Consider the following 16,108-nt stretch of genomic DNA (forward strand, 5'->3'; position numbering starts at 1 on the left):
CCAGAGTGATGAACCGATGCCTGCGCCATCCGCGTCGCGGGCCTGCCTCAGCGCGGTGATGAACATCCGCGACACGCTGTGGCTGTGAAACACCGGTATCCGGCCAAGCGCTGTCGGATCGCAAAACACTGCCGCCGAAAACAGCAGTAACTGACGCGCCCCCGCGTCAGAACCCTAACAAAGCGTAAACACCAAATCTAGCGAGGCGCCCAGGAGCAGCTGTCGAGGTGGTGAGGTGATTCTGGAATCGCGCCGCCTCTGTCGCCAGCGCCTGCCCGGACTGGCGCAGGCTGCGGGCGCGCGGCTGCACCTGTCGCGCCACCACGCCGCCGTTCCCGCGGAGAGAACCGCGGGACAGATGGGATATGGGAAAGGAAGAAAATGGTCGGGGCGGCGAGATTCGAACTCACGACCCCCTGTACCCAAAACAGGTGCGCTACCAGACTGCGCCACGCCCCGGACCGTGCGCCTTCCTAGCGATGCTGTTCGGATTTGAAAAGCCCTAACAGGGCCATTTTACCGTTTCGGATGAAAAAACTTCGTGCCGCATCTGGCTGCCGACGGAAATGCCATATGCGGCCACAACCCCGGCGTTCACTTCCAGCACGACCATGACCTCATCCCCGCCGGGGATCGGTGTCAGATCGCCCGGAATGGCGTTCTCATGGATGTGATCGACGACCCCGTCGGCACCGACAAAGATCATGTCGAGCGGGATCAGCGTGTTCTTCATCCAGAACGCAACCCGTTGCGGATGCTCGTAAACAAACAGCATGCCGGCGCGCGGCGGCATCTCGGCGCGATGCATCAGCCCCTGCGCCCGCGCATCCGGGGTTGCGGCCAGTTCAACGGTAAAGCTTGCCTGCCCCCAGTCGCCGCGCAGATCCACACGATCCGGCGCGCAGGCCCTGTCGGCGCGCGCAGCGCCGCTGGTGAGCAGAGCGATCCCGAGGGCGGTGATCGCTCCGCGTATCACTGATCGTCCTTCAGCTCTGACGCGGCGGCTTCCCAGGCCAGAACCTCGACCGCCATGCGGCCGCGCTTGCCCTCGATCACCCGCATCGCCAGCGCCTCGCCCGATTGCAGATCGGACAGGCCGGACTGGCGCAGGATCTCGACGTGGAGGAAGACATCCTCGTCCCGCCCAAAGACATTGGCAAAGCCAAATCCCTTGGCCTTGTCGAACCATTTCACCCGCGCGGGCTCCAGCAGATGCGCGGAGATATCGCCCGCATCCAGCTCCGCCAGATCACTCAGCACCGGCGTGTCGTCACGCTCGGGCGGGGTGATGGAGATGACCTCGACGGCCTGAACGCCACGGTCCGTGCGATGCGTGACAACCTCGATCCCGGCGCCATCGGCAACGGAACTCTGGCCAAAGTTCCGCAGAACATTGACGTGCAAGAGAATGTCGGGGCCGCCATTTGGACAGACGATGAAGCCGTACCCTTTGGTCGGGTCAAACCATTTCACTAGTCCACGGACCTGTTGCAAACTGCTCAAATCTTCGGCCATTTGCGAATTCCACCGGTTTGTTTGTTTATTTCCGTGCTGCCCAACTAACTGCGCGATTTCGGCACCAGAATTCAAGTGCAAAAAAAATTCCGAAGTTACAGGGAATGTAAAGTCATGACGCCAAATGACGTCATGGGCTCAAGCGGGTTATATTCCAGTCGTTTGCGCTATCTTCGCGTCTCCAGACAAAGCGATCGTGCAGCCGGAACGCGCCATCGGCCCAGAATTCGATCTCGATCGGGGTGAGTCGGAAACCTCCCCAGAAATGGGGACGTTTGGGATTCGGTCCCTTGGTGGCGGTCACCTTTGCAACCTCCGCCATCAAAGCGCTTCGAGAGGCCAATGGACGTGATTGCTGCGAGGCCCAGGCGCCCAGCCTGCTCTTCAGAGAGCGCGATTCAAAATAGGCATCCGCCTGCGGGCCCTCTTCTTTTTCCACATGTCCGCGCACCCGGATCTGGCGCCGCAGGGACTTCCAGTGCATCACAAAGGCGGCGGTGCCGGTTGCGGCGATCTCCTGGGCCTTGGCACTCTCGTAATTGGTGTAGAACACGAAGGCGGAGCTTTCGATTTCCTTAAGCAACACCATGCGCGAATTGGGCATGCCGTTGGCATCCACGGTGGCCAGCGCGATCGCATTGGGATCGTTGGGTTCGGTGGTTTCGGCCTCCGCCAACCAGCGGCGCGCGATTTCAAACGGGTCTTCCCCCGCGAAGAGTCCTTCTCGGTCTGACATCTTGGTTCCTGTCTGAGTGGTTGCGCGTCAACTTAGTGACCTTTGTGCCCGATTGAAAGACTGGACAGCAGTGTCCGCCCTTGATGCCTTTGACGCAGCGGGCTAAAGGACGTTCTATTAACCGATCACAGGCGGAGAACCTGCATGTCTAGTCAACTGATGGCCGGAAAACGAGGCCTCATCATGGGCCTGGCCAATGACAAATCCATCGCGTGGGGCATTGCCAAAGCCTGCGCCGAGGCCGGAGCGGAACTTGCGTTCTCCTATCAGGGTGATGCGCTGAAGAAGCGGGTCGACCCTTTGGCGGCCCAGTTGGGCAGCGACATCGTGCTGCCCTGCGATGTGGCGGATGAGGCGTCGATCGACGCGCTGTTTGCCGCGCTTGAGGAAAAATGGGGCAAGCTCGACTTTATCGTGCATGCCATCGGCTTTTCCGACAAGAGCGAGCTGCGTGGCCGCTATGTCGACACCAGCCGCGCCAACTTCCAGATGACCATGGACATCTCGGTCTATTCCTTCACCGCGGTTGCAAAACGCGCGGAGAAGATGATGGACGCGGGCGGCTCCATGCTGACGCTGACCTACTATGGCGCCGAACAGGTGATGCCGCATTATAACGTAATGGGTGTCGCCAAGGCCGCGCTGGAGGCGTCGGTGAAATACTTGGCCGAGGATCTGGGAAAGGACGGCATCCGCGTCAACGCGATCTCTGCCGGCCCGATCAAGACGCTGGCGGCCTCCGGCATCGGCGATTTCCGCTACATCATGAAGTGGAACGAGTACAACTCGCCGCTGCGCCGCAATGTGACCACCGATGACGTGGGCAAATCCGCGCTGTATCTCCTGTCGGATCTGGCCTCTGGTGTGACCGGCGAGAACCTGCATGTGGATGCGGGCTATCACGTGGTCGGTATGAAGGCCGTGGACGCCCCGGACATCGAGAAAGGCTGACCCAGATGAGCACCAAGGACCCGAACCGCCTGCCCCATGAAAAGGGGTTTCACATCTCCTGGGATCAGATTCACCGTGACAGCCGCGCGCTGGCGTGGCGTCTGGACGGGCTCGGGCCCGATGAGGGCCACTGGCGCGCGGTGGTGGCGATCACCCGCGGTGGCATGGCACCGGCGATGATCGTGGCGCGGGAGCTCGACATTCGCACCGTCGATACAATCAGTGTGAAATCCTATCACTCCGGCGGCGGCAAGGCCGATCAGCGCCGCGAGGCCGAAGTGCTGAAGAGCCCGGATCCTGACATCATGGGTGACGGCACCGGCATCCTGATCGTCGACGATCTGGTTGATTCCGGCAAAACCCTGGAACTGGTGCGCAGCCGCTATCCCAAGGCGCATCTGGCAACCGTCTATGCAAAACCGCAGGGTGAGCCGCAGGTCGATACCTTCATCACCGGCGTCAGTCAGGACACCTGGATCTTTTTCCCCTGGGATATGGCGCTGCAATATGTCGAGCCCTATCGCGGCACCGATTGATCCGGTTGATCCGGGCGGCACCGCCACTGTTGACAAAGCGCGCCTTTCGGGGCGCGTTTTTTCTTTGGTGCCAACCTCTGCCCACCCCTTGCAACTGCCCTGCGAAATCGCGCTAATGCCGCGAACGTTTTGACTGTGAAGGATGATCCCATGCCGCTGGCCAGAACCGCCGCCACTTTCGTCTCGCCGATCGTGGAGTCCCGCCGCTGGCTGTCGGGGGTGGAGTTCTCGGACGACCAGCCTTTGTTGAACCTCAGCCAGGCCGCGCCCGCGGATCCGCCGCCCGAAGGATTGCGCCGCGCCATGGCAGAGGCCGTCCTGCATCAGGACAGCGCCCATCTTTATGGTCCGGTGCTGGGCAACCCGGATCTGCGCGCGGCACTGGCGGCGCAGATCAGCCGCCACTACGCGGCGCAGGTCAGCGCCGAGGAGGTCGCCATCACCTCCGGCTGCAACCAGGCCTTTGCCGCTACCATTCAGAGTCTTTGCGCCGAGGGCGACGCGGTGATCCTGCCGACGCCCTGGTACTTCAACCACAAGATGTGGCTTGATATGCAGGGGGTGGAGACCCAGCCCTTGCCGGTCGGGACGGGCATGCTGCCCGATGTCGCCCGGGCCGAGACGCTGATCACGGATCGCACCCGCGCCATCGCGCTGGTGACGCCCAACAATCCCTGTGGCGTGGAATACCCGGCAGAGCTGCTCGATGCCTTCTACGACCTGGCACAGCGGCACGGGCTGACGCTGATCGTGGATGAAACCTACCGTGATTTCGACAGCCGCACCGGCGCGCCGCACGGGCTGTTTCAGCGCCCGGACTGGCCGGACACGCTGGTGCATCTCTATTCCTTCTCCAAGGCCTATCGCCTGACCGGACACCGCGTCGGCGCCATTGCCACCAGCCCCGCACGACTGCTGGAGATGGAGAAATTCCTCGACACCGTCACCATCTGCCCCGCTCAGGTCGGACAGATCGGCGCGGCCTGGGGTATCGAGAACCTCGCCCCGTGGCTGGCGGCGGAGCGGGAAGAGATCCTCGACCGCCGCGCCGCCATCGCGGAGGGATTCGCGCCCCTGGCCGCGCAGGGTTGGCAGTTGTTGGGACTGGGCGCTTATTTTGCCTATGTGCAGCACCCGTTCGACAGCCCCTCGGACCAGCTCGCGCAAAAGATGTTGCAGGAGATCGGCGTTCTGATGCTACCGGGCAGCATGTTCACCCCGGACGGATCACCAGAGGGGCAGCGCCAGCTCCGCATCGCCTTCGCCAATGTGGATCGCAGCGGCATATCCGAGATGATTGATCGCCTCGCCGGGTTCTCCGGCTAAGTGCGATCCGGGCGGCGCCATGCATGCTTGCTCCTCAGCGGGCAGACGCGTATTCAAGGCCGCAACAGACAAGAGCCGATCCGCTCGGCAGACCTAAAGGCCGCCCGGCATGCGATGCCGCAGCGCGCCGCCAAAAGACGACATAAAGGGCCGCAGGCATGAAAAACCTTTCAAAGACCTTCGTTTGGATCCTCATGGGTCTGTTGTTCGTGGGGCTTGCCGGCTTTGGCGCGATCAACGTATCCGGCACCACCCGCACGCTGGCCACCGTTGGCGAGGCCAAGGTCAGCGTCGATGATTACGCCCGTGCGCTGCAGCAGGAACAGCGCGCCATTCAGGCCCAGTCGGGCCAGTCCATCCCGCTGTCGCAGCTGATCTCCATGGGCGTTGATCGCGGTGTTCTCTCCGGTCTGGTGGCCTCGGCCGCGCTCGACAATGAGCTCCAGACCCTCGGCCTGTCGGTCGGCGATGAGGTGCTGCTGCAGGAAATCACGCAGATTGGCGCCTTCCAGGGCTCCGACGGCAGCTTCAGCCGCGATAATTACAGCTTCGCGCTGGACAATGCCGGCCTGTCCGAAACCGAATTCGAAGAGGACATGCGTGCCGAAACCGCCCGCACCCTGTTGCAGGGCGCGATCGTCGGCGGCACCCGCATGCCTGCCGTTCTGGGCGAGACCCTCACCGATTACATCGGCGCGCGCCGCAGCTTCTCCTACGTGCAATTGACCGAGGCCGATGTGATCCTGACCACGGTGGAACCCACCGAAGCGGAGCTCAAAGCCTTTTACGAGAGCAATATCGAGGATTTCACCCTGCCGCGCACCAAGGTCATCACCTATGTCGCCCTGCGCCCCGATGCGCTGGTGGACGAGGTCGAGGTGGATGAAACCGCCCTGCGCGCGCTGTACGAAGAACGCGACGCCGAATTCAACGTGCCCGAACGCCGCCTGGTCGAGCGTCTCGTGTTTGCCGATCAGGACGCCGCGGAAACCGCCAAGGCGCAACTGGACATCGGCGGCACCACCTTCGAATCCCTGGTCGAGGACCGGGGCCTGTCGCTGTCGGACATCGACATGGGCGACGTGGCACAGAGCGATCTGGGGGACGCGGGTGAAGGCGTGTTTGCGGTCGAGATCGGCGATGTCGCCGGCCCCCTGCCCTCCGACCTCGGTCCCGCGCTCTATCGCGTGAACGGCATGCTGGAGGCAAAATACACCAGCTTTGAGGATGCGCTGCCGGTGCTGCGCGAAGAACTGGCACTGGACCGCGCCCGCCGCGTGATCGAGACCCGGTCCGAAGGGATCGACGACGCGCTTGCCGGCGGTGCCACGCTGGAAGAGCTGGCCGAAGAGGAAACCGGCCTGGTGCTGGGGCAGATCGACTGGACCGCCGATACCACCGACGACATCGCCGCCTATGACACCTTCCGCAACGCGGCAGAGGCGGTGACGCTGGAGGATTTCCCGGAGGTTGGCTTCCTGGAGGACGGCAGCCTGTTTGCCCTGCGCCTGAACGAGGTTCTGGCCCCGCGCCCGCAACCGTTCGACGCCGCGCGTCCGGCAGTTGCCGAAGCCTTCAAACAGGACCGGATCGCGCAGGCGCTGCGCACCCAGGCCGAAGAGATCATGGCCGCGACCGAGGCAGCCGACGGTCAATTCCCCGAGGAGCGCAAGGTGATCGAACAGACCGGCCTGACCCGCACGGCCTACCTCGATCAGACCCCGGTTGATCTCATGAACCAGGTGTTCGAGATGGAAGCGGGAGAGCTGCGCGTGGTCTCCGATGCCGAGGGCACCGTGGTCGTGCGCCTGGATGACACACTGCCGCCGGATGACAGCGAGGACATGCAGTTCCTGTCGCAGGCCCTGAGCGAGCAGCTGGACCAGTCGCTGTCGAACGAGATCTTCCAGATCTACATGCAGGCGGTGCAGACGCGCGCCCAGCCCCAGGTCAACCAGCAGGCCGTGAATTCCGTTCACGCCAGCTTTCAATAACTTCGAGAGGCGCGCGCTCTGATGGCCCTGATCCCCGATTTCGAGACCTTCGCCAAAGCCTATGAGGCCGGCGAAAACCAGGTGGTCTACACGCGGCTTGCCGCCGATCTGGATACGCCCGTGTCCCTGATGCTGAAACTCACCGGCGCGCAGAAGGATGCCTTCATGCTGGAATCGGTGACCGGCGGCGAGGTGCGCGGGCGCTATTCCATCATCGGCATGAAGCCGGACCTGATCTGGCGCTCCCGGGGCGAACAGGCCGAAATCAACCGCGCCGCGCGGTTCGATCCCGAGGGTTTTGCCCCTGTCGAGGGCAATCCGCTCGACACGCTGCGCGCGCTGCTGGCCGAAAGCCGCATCGAGCTGCCCGATGACCTGCCGCAGGCGTCGGCGGGGCTCTTTGGCTATCTGGGCTATGACATGATCCGCCATGTGGAGCATCTGCCCCATGTGAACCCGGACCCGCTCGGCCTGCCCGATGCGGTGATGATCCGCCCCTCTGCGGTGGCGGTGCTGGACGGCGTCAAGGGCGAGGTCACGGTGGTCTCTCCGGCGTGGGTCAGCGACGGGCAATCGGCGCGCGCGGCCTATGCTCAGGCTGCCGAACGCGTGATGGATGCCGTGCGCGACCTCGAACGCGCCATGCCCGCCGAAACCCGCGATCTGGGCGAGGCGCGCGAGGTGGCCCCGCCGGTCTCGAACTTTACCAAGGACGGCTATATGGCCGCCGTCGAGAAGGCCAAGGACTACATCCGCGCCGGGGACATCTTTCAGGTGGTGCCCGCGCAGCGCTGGACGCAGGAGTTTCCGCAGCCGCCTTTTGCGCTGTATCGCTCGCTCCGGCGCACCAACCCCTCGCCGTTCATGTTCTATTTCAACTTCGGCGGCTTTCAGGTGATCGGCGCCAGCCCCGAGATCCTCGTGCGGGTCTTTGGCAACGAGGTTACCATTCGCCCCATCGCGGGCACCCGTCCGCGCGGCGCCACCCCAGAAGAGGACAAGGCGCTGGAACAGGATCTGCTCGCTGACAAGAAAGAGTTGGCCGAGCATCTGATGCTCCTGGATCTGGGCCGCAACGATGTGGGCCGCGTCGCCAAGATCGGCACCGTGCGCCCCACCGAAGAGTTCATCATCGAGCGTTACAGCCACGTGATGCATATCGTCTCCAACGTGGTCGGAGAGCTGCACGAGGACAAAGACGCGCTGGATGCGTTTTTCGCGGGCATGCCTGCGGGCACGGTGTCCGGTGCGCCCAAGGTGCGCGCGATGGAGATCATCGACGAGCTGGAACCGGAAAAACGCGGCATTTATGGCGGCGGTGTCGGCTATTTCAGCGCCGGGGGCGACATGGATATGTGCATCGCGCTGCGCACCGCGATCGTGCAGGATCAAAAGCTCTATATTCAGGCCGGGGGCGGCGTTGTCTACGACAGCGATCCGGAGGCGGAATATATGGAGACCGTGCATAAATCCAACGCGATCCGCCGCGCGGCGGCAGATGCTGCACGTTTCACCGGCGACGGCAACCGCTGAAAAAACCAGGGCTGCAAAATGAAAAACGCGCTCCCGAGATGATCGAGGAGCGCGTTTTGTTTTATACCATCTGAGGGACGGCTTATTGCGAAACCGGCTCCAGCAGGCGTTTGAGGCTGGCGGAGACCGGCACCAGTTCGACCCGGCTGGCGCGATCCTGCAGGCCCCAAATCAGCAGGGCCGAGATCGTGTCCGGTTTCAGGCGGCCCAGCATGATGACCGCGCCCTCTTGACCGGCGCGGAAGGCGGCCTGATCCAGGAACCGCCGCATCGCGCGCGGATCCTGCCCGGCGCCGTCAAAGTCGCGGAACACCACTCCGGCGGGCACCCCGTCCCGCAACGCCATTTTCTGCACCGTGTTCAGGCCATTGTCCTGCAACACCAGCCCATAGCCAAGATCCGCCGCAATCGCCGAGACCTGATCCGCCAGCGGCCGGTTGCCCTGAATCCCGCTGTCCACCCCTTCGAGCAGCGCAACCGACTCTGGTAGTCGGTCGAACCAGATCGGCAGCGCGGTTTCCGCATCCTGCGGCCCGGCATCGCGCGGCAGATCGGCCAGCACCATCACCTCGAAACCGGCAGCCCGGCGCGCCTGCATGCGCGCGGCGGCTTCCGGGTCGGCCGGATCGATCGCAAAGGTCAGCGGATAGGGGAACTCGGCCAGCGCTTCGGCCCCGACCGCGCCTTCTTCCTCGACCAGGATGATCGACATCAATGGCAGCCCCGGCGCCGGGGTTGCGGGTTCGCCGTTGCGGACAAACGGCGGCGCATCTGCCTCTGGCGCGGCGGCCTCAGCCTCGGCTGCGGTCTCTGCATCCCGTTCTGTCAGCGGCACCACCGGCGTGCCGATCCGGGGCCTGCTGTCTGCGGCAGAGGTCTCATCATCCGCGGGATCGGCCGCGTCAGAGGCCTGCGGCAGATCGGCGATGCGCTGCGCCTCATCCGCAGCCTCGTCCGCATCAGCGGTTGTGTCCGGCGCCGGAACGGGCGGCACCGGCGCTGTCCCGGAGAAACTGTCAGGTGGGGTCAGGCCGGGACTGGTGCCGATGTCCGGGCTCTGCACCGAGGGCGTCGCCGTTTCGATCTGCGGCGCCACATCCGCTGTCCCCGCATCCAGACCTGGCAGGCCGGTCTCCGCGTCCGGGGTATCCAGAGCCGGAGCGCCCACCCCATCCGATGACGGCGGCGCGGTGGCGGTGCCGGTGTCGGGCTGCGGATCGGTATCGGCGACGGGCGGGGCCAGGGCCACGGCCCCCTCGCTGCCGGTCACCGGCGCATCCTGTTCCGGTTGCACCGCTGGCGGTTCTGCACCCTGCGGCGCGGGATCAGTGGCGTCGGGTCCGGCGACCTCGGTCGACACATCCGGCTGATCGGCAGATTCGGTATCGATTTCGACCGCCGTTTCGGATTCGGTCGCCTGGCCCTGATCGGGGGCGGCCGGGGCGGTCTCCACCAGATCCGCATCGGACCCGGGCGTTTCCTGGGGCACGATGCCGCTGTCCCGCGGGGCCAGAATGGGTGCTGGCGTGTCGCCGGAGACGTCCACGCCCGGGGGCAAGGGGGTCGACAGCGACCACACGGCTGCTCCTGCCGTTGCGACCAGCGCCCCAACGCTCACGCCTCCCAGAAATCCTCGCATGCCTGTTTCGCCCTCTCGCCTGTGCCCGTTCTTTTGCCCTTATGCCGGGGCCTCGGCAGTTGGCACCTGCTCCTCATGCCCGTCGGCATTTCGGATGTGCTCTTGACGCTGCCGCGCATCCCTGAACATGTATGGTTCCGTTCACTATATCTCGGCGCGGCCCCCGCCCGCCACCCTTAAAAGAGCGTCCCAAGATGTTGCTGCTTATCGACAACTACGACTCCTTCACCTACAACCTCGTGCATTATCTTGGCGAGCTGGGCGCCGAGATCGAGGTCTGGCGAAACGATGCGTTGGATGTGCAGCACGCCATGGCGATGAAGCCCGCCGGCATCCTGCTGAGCCCCGGCCCCTGCGACCCCGATCAGGCAGGCATCTGCCTTGCGCTGACCGAAGCGGCCGCCGAAACCCGCACGCCGCTGTTGGGCGTCTGCCTTGGTCATCAGACCATCGGTCAGTCCTTTGGGGGCAAGGTGGTGCGCTGTCATGAGATTGTGCATGGCAAGATGGGCAAGATGCATCACACCGACAAGGGCCTCTTCAAGGGGCTGCCGTCGCCGTTCGATGCCACCCGCTATCACTCGCTGGTGGTGGAGCGCGAGAGCTTTCCGGACTGTCTGGAAATCACCGCAGAGCTGGAAGACGGCACCATCATGGGCCTGCAGCACAAAGAGCTGCCCATCCACGGCGTTCAGTTCCACCCGGAATCCATCGCCTCCGAGCATGGGCATGCGCTCCTGCAGAACTTCCTGAATGAGATGAAGGTCCCGGCATGAGTGATGCGCTGAAACCTCTGATCGGTCTGGCCGCAGATCGCGCCCTGACCCGTACCGAAGCCGAAACCGCCTTTGCCGCGCTGTTCAATGGCGAGGCCACCCCAAGCCAGATCGGCGGTCTTCTGATGGCCCTGCGCACCCGGGGCGAGACGGTGGATGAATATGCCGCCGCTGCCGCCGTGATGCGCGCCAAATGCAACAAGGTCACCGCGCCTCAGGGCGCGATGGACATTGTCGGCACCGGCGGCGATGGCAAGGGCACGCTTAATATCTCCACCGCGACGGCCTTTGTGGTGGCGGGCACCGGCGTGCCTGTGGCCAAACACGGCAATCGCAACCTGTCGTCCAAATCCGGTGCGGCAGATGCGCTGACCGAGATGGGCATTCAGGTGATGGTCGGCCCAAAAGTGGTTGAAAAATCACTGCAAGAGGCGGGCATCTGTTTCATGATGGCGCCGATGCATCACCCGGCAATTGCCCATGTGATGCCCACCCGTCAGGAACTTGGCACGCGGACGATTTTCAACATCCTCGGCCCGCTGACCAATCCGGCGGGTGTCAAACGCCAGCTGACCGGAGCCTTCAGCCGCGACCTGATCCGCCCGATGGCAGAAACCCTGCAACAGCTGGGTTCGGACAAGGCATGGCTGGTGCATGGCTCTGACGGCACTGACGAGCTGACCATCACCGGCGTCAGCTGGGTTGCGGGGCTTGGGGAAGACGGCAGCATTTCCGAATTCGAGATCCACCCGGAGGAAGCCGGCCTGCCCGAACATCCCTTTGAAGCGATCGTGGGTGGCACCCCCGCCGAAAATGCCGAGGCGTTTCGCGCGCTTTTGAACGGCGCGCCCTCGGCCTATCGTGACGCGGTGCTGCTCAACTCCGCTGCCGCGCAGGTGGTGGCAGGTACAGTCTCCTCGCTCAAGGAAGGCGCGGAACGTGCCGCCGAAAGCATCGACAGCGGTGCGGCCCTTGGCAAGGTCACGGCGGTTGCACGGATCACTTCGGAGGCCGCCTGATGGCCCCGCAAGACCACGCCTCAGCCCTGCGACCTGCGGTCGGGGGCTGGGCGGACCTGCCGTTCTTTCAGACGCATTGGCCTGAGATTGAGGCAAAGCTCGCACAAGACACGCGGCAGATCCTGCCGCCTGCGCATCAGCGCTTTGCCGCCCTTGAACTGACCCCGCCAGAGGCCACCCGCGTGGTGATCCTCGGGCAGGACCCCTATCCCACGCCGGGTCACGCCCATGGGCTGTCTTTTTCGGTGGAACCGGAGGTGACACCCCTGCCCCGATCATTGCGCAATATCTATCAGGAGATGCGCGACGACATCGGCTGCTGCCCCGACACCGGCGATCTGCGCCCTTGGGCCGCGCAGGGCGTGCTTTTGCTCAATACGGTGCTCTCGGTGCCTGCGGGCGACGCCAATGGCCACAAAAAACTCGGCTGGCAGGAACTTGCGCATCAGGTATTGGATCATAGCTCTCGCCGCCCGACGGCCTATGTCCTCTGGGGCAATCAAGCGCAGGCGCTTGAAAAACACATCCGTCCCGGCGATCACCTGATCCTGAAGACGGCCCATCCTTCGCCCCTGTCGGCGCGGCGCGGTTTTTTTGGATCGCGTCCGTTTACACGGATCAATGACTGGCTCTCCGCCCGCGGCGAGCAGCCTATCTCGTGGGCCGCCCCACGTACTTCTCAAGGGAGCCTCTTCGATGTCTGAGACCATCCTCGATAAAATCAAAGCCTACAAACTCGAAGAAGTGGCCGCCGACAAGGCCGCCAAACCGCTGGCCGATGTGGAGGCCGAGGCCCGCAGTGCCGATCCGGTGCGCGGCTTTGCGGACCGTCTGATCCAGGCCACCCACGAGGGCTACGGGCTGATTGCCGAGATCAAGAAAGCCAGCCCCTCCAAAGGGTTGATCCGCGCCGACTTCGACCCTGCCACGCTTGCCAAGGCCTATGCCGATGGCGGGGCCGCCTGTCTGTCGGTACTCACCGACACGCCGAGCTTTCAGGGCGCCAAGGACTATCTGGTGGAGGCCCGCGCCGCCTGCGACCTGCCCTGCCTGCGCAAGGATTTCATGTATGACACCTATCAGGTCGCCGAAGCCCGCGCGCTGGGGGCCGACTGCATCCTGATCATCCTTGCGTCGGTGAGCGATGCCCAGGCGGCAGAACTGGAAGCCTGCGCCTTTGACTGGGGCATGGATGTGCTGCTGGAGGTCCACAATGAAGAGGAGTTGGAACGCGCCTGCCATCTGAAGTCGCGCCTGATGGGCATCAACAACCGCAACCTCAAGACCTTCGAGACCACGCTGGACACCACCCGCCACCTGTCGCGTCTGGTGCCGCCGGAACGGTCCATCGTCTGCGAGAGCGGCCTGTCCACGCCCGAGGATCTCTCGGATATGGCGCGCTACGGCGCGCGCAGCTTCCTGATTGGTGAGAGCCTGATGCGGCAGCAGGACGTGGCCACCGCCACCCGCGAACTGCTCGCCAACCCGCTTGTGCCCGGTGTCTGAGGAGCTCTGCCCATGTCCCTGACCCATTTTGACCAGAAGGGCGACGCCCATATGGTGGATGTCTCCGACAAGGATGTGACCGCCCGCATCGCCGTCGCCGAGGGCCATATTCGCATGGCGCAGGAGACGTTTGACATAATCGCCGAAGGCCGCGCCAAGAAGGGCGATGTGCTGTCGGTTGCGCGTCTCGCCGGGATTATGGGGGCCAAGAAAACCGCCGAGCTGATCCCGCTCTGTCATCCGCTGCCGATCACCAAGGTCACGGTGGAGCTGACCCTCGACCCCGACCTTCCGGGCGTGCGTGTTGAGGGCACCGTCAAGACCACCGGCCAGACCGGTGTCGAGATGGAGGCCCTGACCGCCGTCTCCACCGCCTGCCTCACGGTCTATGACATGGCCAAGGCGGTGGACAAGGCAATGGAAATCGGCGGCATCCGCGTGCTGCTGAAAGACGGCGGCAAATCCGGCCGTTACGAGGCGTAAACGATGATCTCCGTCTCCGAGGCCCGCGCCGCGCTGCTTGATCTTGTCTCTGCCGTTGATGTGGAGACAGTCCCCTTGGCGCAGGCGGCGGGCCGTGTGCTGGCACAGCCCGTCACCGCAGGGCGCGATCAGCCGCCCTTTGATGCTTCCGCCATGGATGGCTATGCGGTGAATGCCGCCGAGGTGGAGCTGCATGCGATGTTCAAGGTGATCGGCGAGGCCGCTGCCGGACATGGGTTTCAGGGCCGGGTCGGTGCCGGTCAGGCGGTGCGGATCTTTACCGGAGCGCCGGTGCCGGAAGGCGCAAGTTTTGTGGTGATCCAAGAAGACGTTGACCGTAAGGGCGACCTCATCACCATCACTGATGATCCGGGGGGTAACGCCAATATCCGCGACCGGGGCCGTGATTTTCGCACTGGCCAAACCGTCGACGCCCCGCGCCTGTTGCGCCCTGCTGATATCGCGCTCTTGGCGGCGATGAACATTGCCGAGGTGCCGGTGCGCCGTCGCCCCGTGGTGGCGCTGATGTCCACTGGAGACGAGCTGGTGATGCCCGGCGAGACCCCCGGCCCGGATCAGATCATCGTTTCCAACACCTTTGGCCTCAAGGCGATGCTCGAAGAGCACGGCGCCGAGGTGCGCATGCTGCCGATCGCGCGCGACACGGATGCCTCGCTGCGCACCGCCTTTGGGTTGGCACATGATGCCGATCTGATCGTGACCATCGGTGGTGCCTCGGTCGGTGATCATGATCTGGTTGCGGGTGTGGCCGAAAGCCTCGGGATGGACCGTGCGTTCTACAAGGTTGCCATGCGCCCCGGCAAACCGCTGATGGCGGGCCGCTTGGGTGCGGGCGCCATGGTCGGGCTGCCGGGCAATCCGGTCTCCGCCATGATCTGCGGTCGGGTCTTTGTGGTGCCGATGCTGCAGGCCATGCTCAGCCTGCCAACAGCGGCAGAGCGGCTCTCCACCGCGCCGCTGGCAGCGGCCCTGCCCGCCAATGGCCCTCGTCAGCACTATATGCGCGCCACATGGCAGGACACGGGCCTGCAGGCCTTTGACAGTCAGGACAGCTCTCTGCTCTCGGTTCTGGCCCAGGCCGAAGCCCTGATCGTGCGCCCGCCGCATGACCCGGCCCGCGAGATCGGCGAGCCTGTCGATTTCCTCTCCCTCTGACGCACAGATCAGGTTGACGCACGGCGCAGGGCATTCAGGCGAAATCCCTGTCTGTATCGCAGCTTACCTGAGCTTTTTATGTTCCCGTTATGACCCGAGCGGTTGACACAAAACGGGAACATGAATAGAACATAAACAAAAGGCATCGTGCAGAGGGGACAGCTATGCTGACGAAAAAGCAGCTTCAGCTTTTGGAGTTCATTCACAACCGTCTGCAAAAGGACGGCGTCCCGCCCAGTTTTGACGAGATGAAAACCGCGCTGGATCTGCGCTCCAAATCCGGCATTCACCGCCTGATTACAGCGCTGGAGGAACGCGGCTTTATCCGTCGCCTCGCCCACCGCGCCCGCGCGATCGAGGTGATCCGCCTACCCGACAGCCTCGGTGGCAGCGCAGACGGGTTCCAGCCCACGGTTATCGAGGGGGGCAAGGATCAGGACGCGCCGCAAGCGGAGCTGAAACCAGTGGCGGACTCCGGCGCCACGGAACTCGCCGTGATGGGGCGCATCGCCGCCGGTGTGCCGATCGAGGCGATCAGCCAGGCCGCGGCCCATGTGGCGGTGCCCAATGCGATGCTGTCCAGCGCCGGTCAGCACTACGCATTGGAGGTGCGCGGCGATTCCATGATTGATGCGGGCATCAACGATGGCGATGTGGTTGTGATCCGCGAAACCGATGCGGCCGACAATGGCGATATTATCGTGGCCCTTGTCGAAGGGCATGAGGCGACGCTCAAACGTTATGAGCGCAAGGGCGGCATGATCGAACTGCACGCCGCCAACCCGGCCTATCCGACCCGCAGCTATGCGGAGGATCAGGTGAAGGTCCAGGGGCGCCTTGTGGGTCTGATCCGCACCTATTGATCGGGGCGCACCCGCTCAAACAGTCTTGAAAACGCCCGGTTGCATGTCCTGCTGC

General features: G+C 63.9%; 16 protein-coding genes and 1 tRNA gene. 12 read left to right on the top strand and 5 right to left on the bottom strand.

The genetic code is table 11. The features are described 5' to 3' along the window. Positions 1-382: 382 nt before the first annotated feature. The 4 genes from ACXAF5_RS10560 to pdxH all read right to left on the bottom strand — a co-directional run bounded on the left by ACXAF5_RS10560 (position 383) and on the right by pdxH (position 2,251). Positions 383-459: transfer RNA gene (locus ACXAF5_RS10560), tRNA-Pro, on the bottom strand. 43 nt (positions 460-502) lie between these two features. Beyond that, complete coding sequence (locus ACXAF5_RS10565) at positions 503-976, bottom strand: DUF192 domain-containing protein (RefSeq protein ID WP_474946544.1); 474 nt, start codon at positions 974-976, stop codon at positions 503-505. Continuing rightward, positions 973-1,515, bottom strand: coding sequence for a cold-shock protein (locus ACXAF5_RS10570; protein ID WP_239320007.1), 543 nt, complete (start codon positions 1,513-1,515; stop codon positions 973-975). Before ACXAF5_RS10570 ends, ACXAF5_RS10565 begins: the two co-directional genes overlap by 4 nt. A gap of 130 nt (positions 1,516-1,645) precedes the next feature. Next, positions 1,646-2,251 (bottom strand): pyridoxamine 5'-phosphate oxidase, encoded by a 606-nt coding sequence (pdxH, locus tag ACXAF5_RS10575; RefSeq protein WP_239359490.1) that lies wholly within the window; start codon positions 2,249-2,251, stop codon positions 1,646-1,648. A gap of 144 nt (positions 2,252-2,395) precedes the next feature. Here pdxH and fabI point away from each other — a divergent pair, with 144 nt between their 5' ends. The 5 genes from fabI (at position 2,396) to trpE (ending at position 8,591) form a co-directional block, all read left to right on the top strand. Next, entirely contained in the window at positions 2,396-3,202 is an 807-nt protein-coding gene (gene fabI / locus ACXAF5_RS10580) for an enoyl-ACP reductase FabI (protein WP_474946545.1), read from the top strand. 5 nt (positions 3,203-3,207) lie between these two features. Then, the gene (gpt, locus tag ACXAF5_RS10585) at positions 3,208-3,738 is read left to right on the top strand and encodes a xanthine phosphoribosyltransferase (protein WP_239359491.1); all 531 of its coding nucleotides are present in this window, start codon (positions 3,208-3,210) and stop codon (positions 3,736-3,738) included. A gap of 150 nt (positions 3,739-3,888) precedes the next feature. After that, the gene (locus ACXAF5_RS10590; RefSeq protein ID WP_474946546.1) at positions 3,889-5,064 is read left to right on the top strand and encodes an aminotransferase; all 1,176 of its coding nucleotides are present in this window, start codon (positions 3,889-3,891) and stop codon (positions 5,062-5,064) included. A gap of 158 nt (positions 5,065-5,222) precedes the next feature. Further along, the gene (locus ACXAF5_RS10595) at positions 5,223-7,058 is read left to right on the top strand and encodes a peptidylprolyl isomerase (protein ID WP_474946547.1); all 1,836 of its coding nucleotides are present in this window, start codon (positions 5,223-5,225) and stop codon (positions 7,056-7,058) included. 21 nt (positions 7,059-7,079) lie between these two features. Next, positions 7,080-8,591 carry an anthranilate synthase component I gene (gene trpE, locus ACXAF5_RS10600; protein ID WP_474946548.1) on the top strand — a complete coding sequence of 504 codons (1,512 nt, stop codon included), beginning with the start codon at positions 7,080-7,082 and terminating at the stop codon, positions 8,589-8,591. Positions 8,592-8,673: 82 nt separating this feature from the next. Here trpE and ACXAF5_RS10605 read toward each other — a convergent pair whose 3' ends face one another. Then, entirely contained in the window at positions 8,674-10,230 is a 1,557-nt protein-coding gene (locus ACXAF5_RS10605; RefSeq protein WP_474946549.1) for a divergent polysaccharide deacetylase family protein, read from the bottom strand. A 194-nt stretch (positions 10,231-10,424) separates the two neighbouring features. Here ACXAF5_RS10605 and ACXAF5_RS10610 point away from each other — a divergent pair, with 194 nt between their 5' ends. The 7 genes from ACXAF5_RS10610 to lexA all read left to right on the top strand — a co-directional run bounded on the left by ACXAF5_RS10610 (position 10,425) and on the right by lexA (position 16,053). Next, on the top strand, positions 10,425-11,006 hold the full coding sequence (locus ACXAF5_RS10610) for an anthranilate synthase component II (RefSeq protein WP_411051030.1): 582 nt from the start codon (positions 10,425-10,427) through the stop codon (positions 11,004-11,006). Next, positions 11,003-12,025 carry an anthranilate phosphoribosyltransferase gene (trpD, locus tag ACXAF5_RS10615; protein WP_474946550.1) on the top strand — a complete coding sequence of 341 codons (1,023 nt, stop codon included), beginning with the start codon at positions 11,003-11,005 and terminating at the stop codon, positions 12,023-12,025. Before ACXAF5_RS10610 ends, trpD begins: the two co-directional genes overlap by 4 nt. After that, positions 12,025-12,729 (top strand): uracil-DNA glycosylase, encoded by a 705-nt coding sequence (locus ACXAF5_RS10620; RefSeq protein ID WP_474946551.1) that lies wholly within the window; start codon positions 12,025-12,027, stop codon positions 12,727-12,729. The genes trpD and ACXAF5_RS10620 overlap by 1 nt, the downstream gene beginning before the upstream one ends. Next, positions 12,722-13,531 carry an indole-3-glycerol phosphate synthase TrpC gene (gene trpC, locus ACXAF5_RS10625; protein WP_474946552.1) on the top strand — a complete coding sequence of 270 codons (810 nt, stop codon included), beginning with the start codon at positions 12,722-12,724 and terminating at the stop codon, positions 13,529-13,531. The genes ACXAF5_RS10620 and trpC overlap by 8 nt, the downstream gene beginning before the upstream one ends. 12 nt (positions 13,532-13,543) lie before the next feature. Then, complete coding sequence (gene moaC, locus ACXAF5_RS10630; RefSeq protein ID WP_474946553.1) at positions 13,544-14,014, top strand: cyclic pyranopterin monophosphate synthase MoaC; 471 nt, start codon at positions 13,544-13,546, stop codon at positions 14,012-14,014. 3 nt (positions 14,015-14,017) lie between these two features. Then, positions 14,018-15,190 (top strand): molybdopterin molybdotransferase MoeA, encoded by a 1,173-nt coding sequence (locus ACXAF5_RS10635; RefSeq protein WP_474946554.1) that lies wholly within the window; start codon positions 14,018-14,020, stop codon positions 15,188-15,190. Between the two features lie 164 nt (positions 15,191-15,354). Beyond that, positions 15,355-16,053 carry a transcriptional repressor LexA gene (gene lexA / locus ACXAF5_RS10640; RefSeq protein WP_239319973.1) on the top strand — a complete coding sequence of 233 codons (699 nt, stop codon included), beginning with the start codon at positions 15,355-15,357 and terminating at the stop codon, positions 16,051-16,053. Positions 16,054-16,108 lie beyond the last annotated feature (55 nt).

It is taken from the genome of Epibacterium sp. ABV4_022 (genome assembly GCF_056159345.1).

Excerpts from the sequence above, each read along its gene's own strand:
- ACXAF5_RS10570 (WP_239320007.1), bottom strand. The coding sequence starts at position 1,515 with ATGGCCGAAGATTTGAGCAGTTTGCAACAGGTCCGTGGACTAGTGAAA.
- pdxH (WP_239359490.1), bottom strand. The coding sequence starts at position 2,251 with ATGTCAGACCGAGAAGGACTCTTCGCGGGGGAAGACCCGTTTGAAATC.
- fabI (WP_474946545.1), top strand. The coding sequence starts at position 2,396 with ATGTCTAGTCAACTGATGGCCGGAAAACGAGGCCTCATCATGGGCCTG.
- gpt (WP_239359491.1), top strand. The coding sequence starts at position 3,208 with ATGAGCACCAAGGACCCGAACCGCCTGCCCCATGAAAAGGGGTTTCAC.
- ACXAF5_RS10590 (WP_474946546.1), top strand. The coding sequence starts at position 3,889 with ATGCCGCTGGCCAGAACCGCCGCCACTTTCGTCTCGCCGATCGTGGAG.
- ACXAF5_RS10595 (WP_474946547.1), top strand. The coding sequence starts at position 5,223 with ATGAAAAACCTTTCAAAGACCTTCGTTTGGATCCTCATGGGTCTGTTG.
- trpE (WP_474946548.1), top strand. The coding sequence starts at position 7,080 with ATGGCCCTGATCCCCGATTTCGAGACCTTCGCCAAAGCCTATGAGGCC.
- ACXAF5_RS10605 (WP_474946549.1), bottom strand. The coding sequence starts at position 10,230 with ATGCGAGGATTTCTGGGAGGCGTGAGCGTTGGGGCGCTGGTCGCAACG.
- ACXAF5_RS10610 (WP_411051030.1), top strand. The coding sequence starts at position 10,425 with ATGTTGCTGCTTATCGACAACTACGACTCCTTCACCTACAACCTCGTG.
- trpD (WP_474946550.1), top strand. The coding sequence starts at position 11,003 with ATGAGTGATGCGCTGAAACCTCTGATCGGTCTGGCCGCAGATCGCGCC.
- ACXAF5_RS10620 (WP_474946551.1), top strand. The coding sequence starts at position 12,025 with ATGGCCCCGCAAGACCACGCCTCAGCCCTGCGACCTGCGGTCGGGGGC.
- trpC (WP_474946552.1), top strand. The coding sequence starts at position 12,722 with ATGTCTGAGACCATCCTCGATAAAATCAAAGCCTACAAACTCGAAGAA.
- moaC (WP_474946553.1), top strand. The coding sequence starts at position 13,544 with ATGTCCCTGACCCATTTTGACCAGAAGGGCGACGCCCATATGGTGGAT.
- ACXAF5_RS10635 (WP_474946554.1), top strand. The coding sequence starts at position 14,018 with ATGATCTCCGTCTCCGAGGCCCGCGCCGCGCTGCTTGATCTTGTCTCT.
- lexA (WP_239319973.1), top strand. The coding sequence starts at position 15,355 with ATGCTGACGAAAAAGCAGCTTCAGCTTTTGGAGTTCATTCACAACCGT.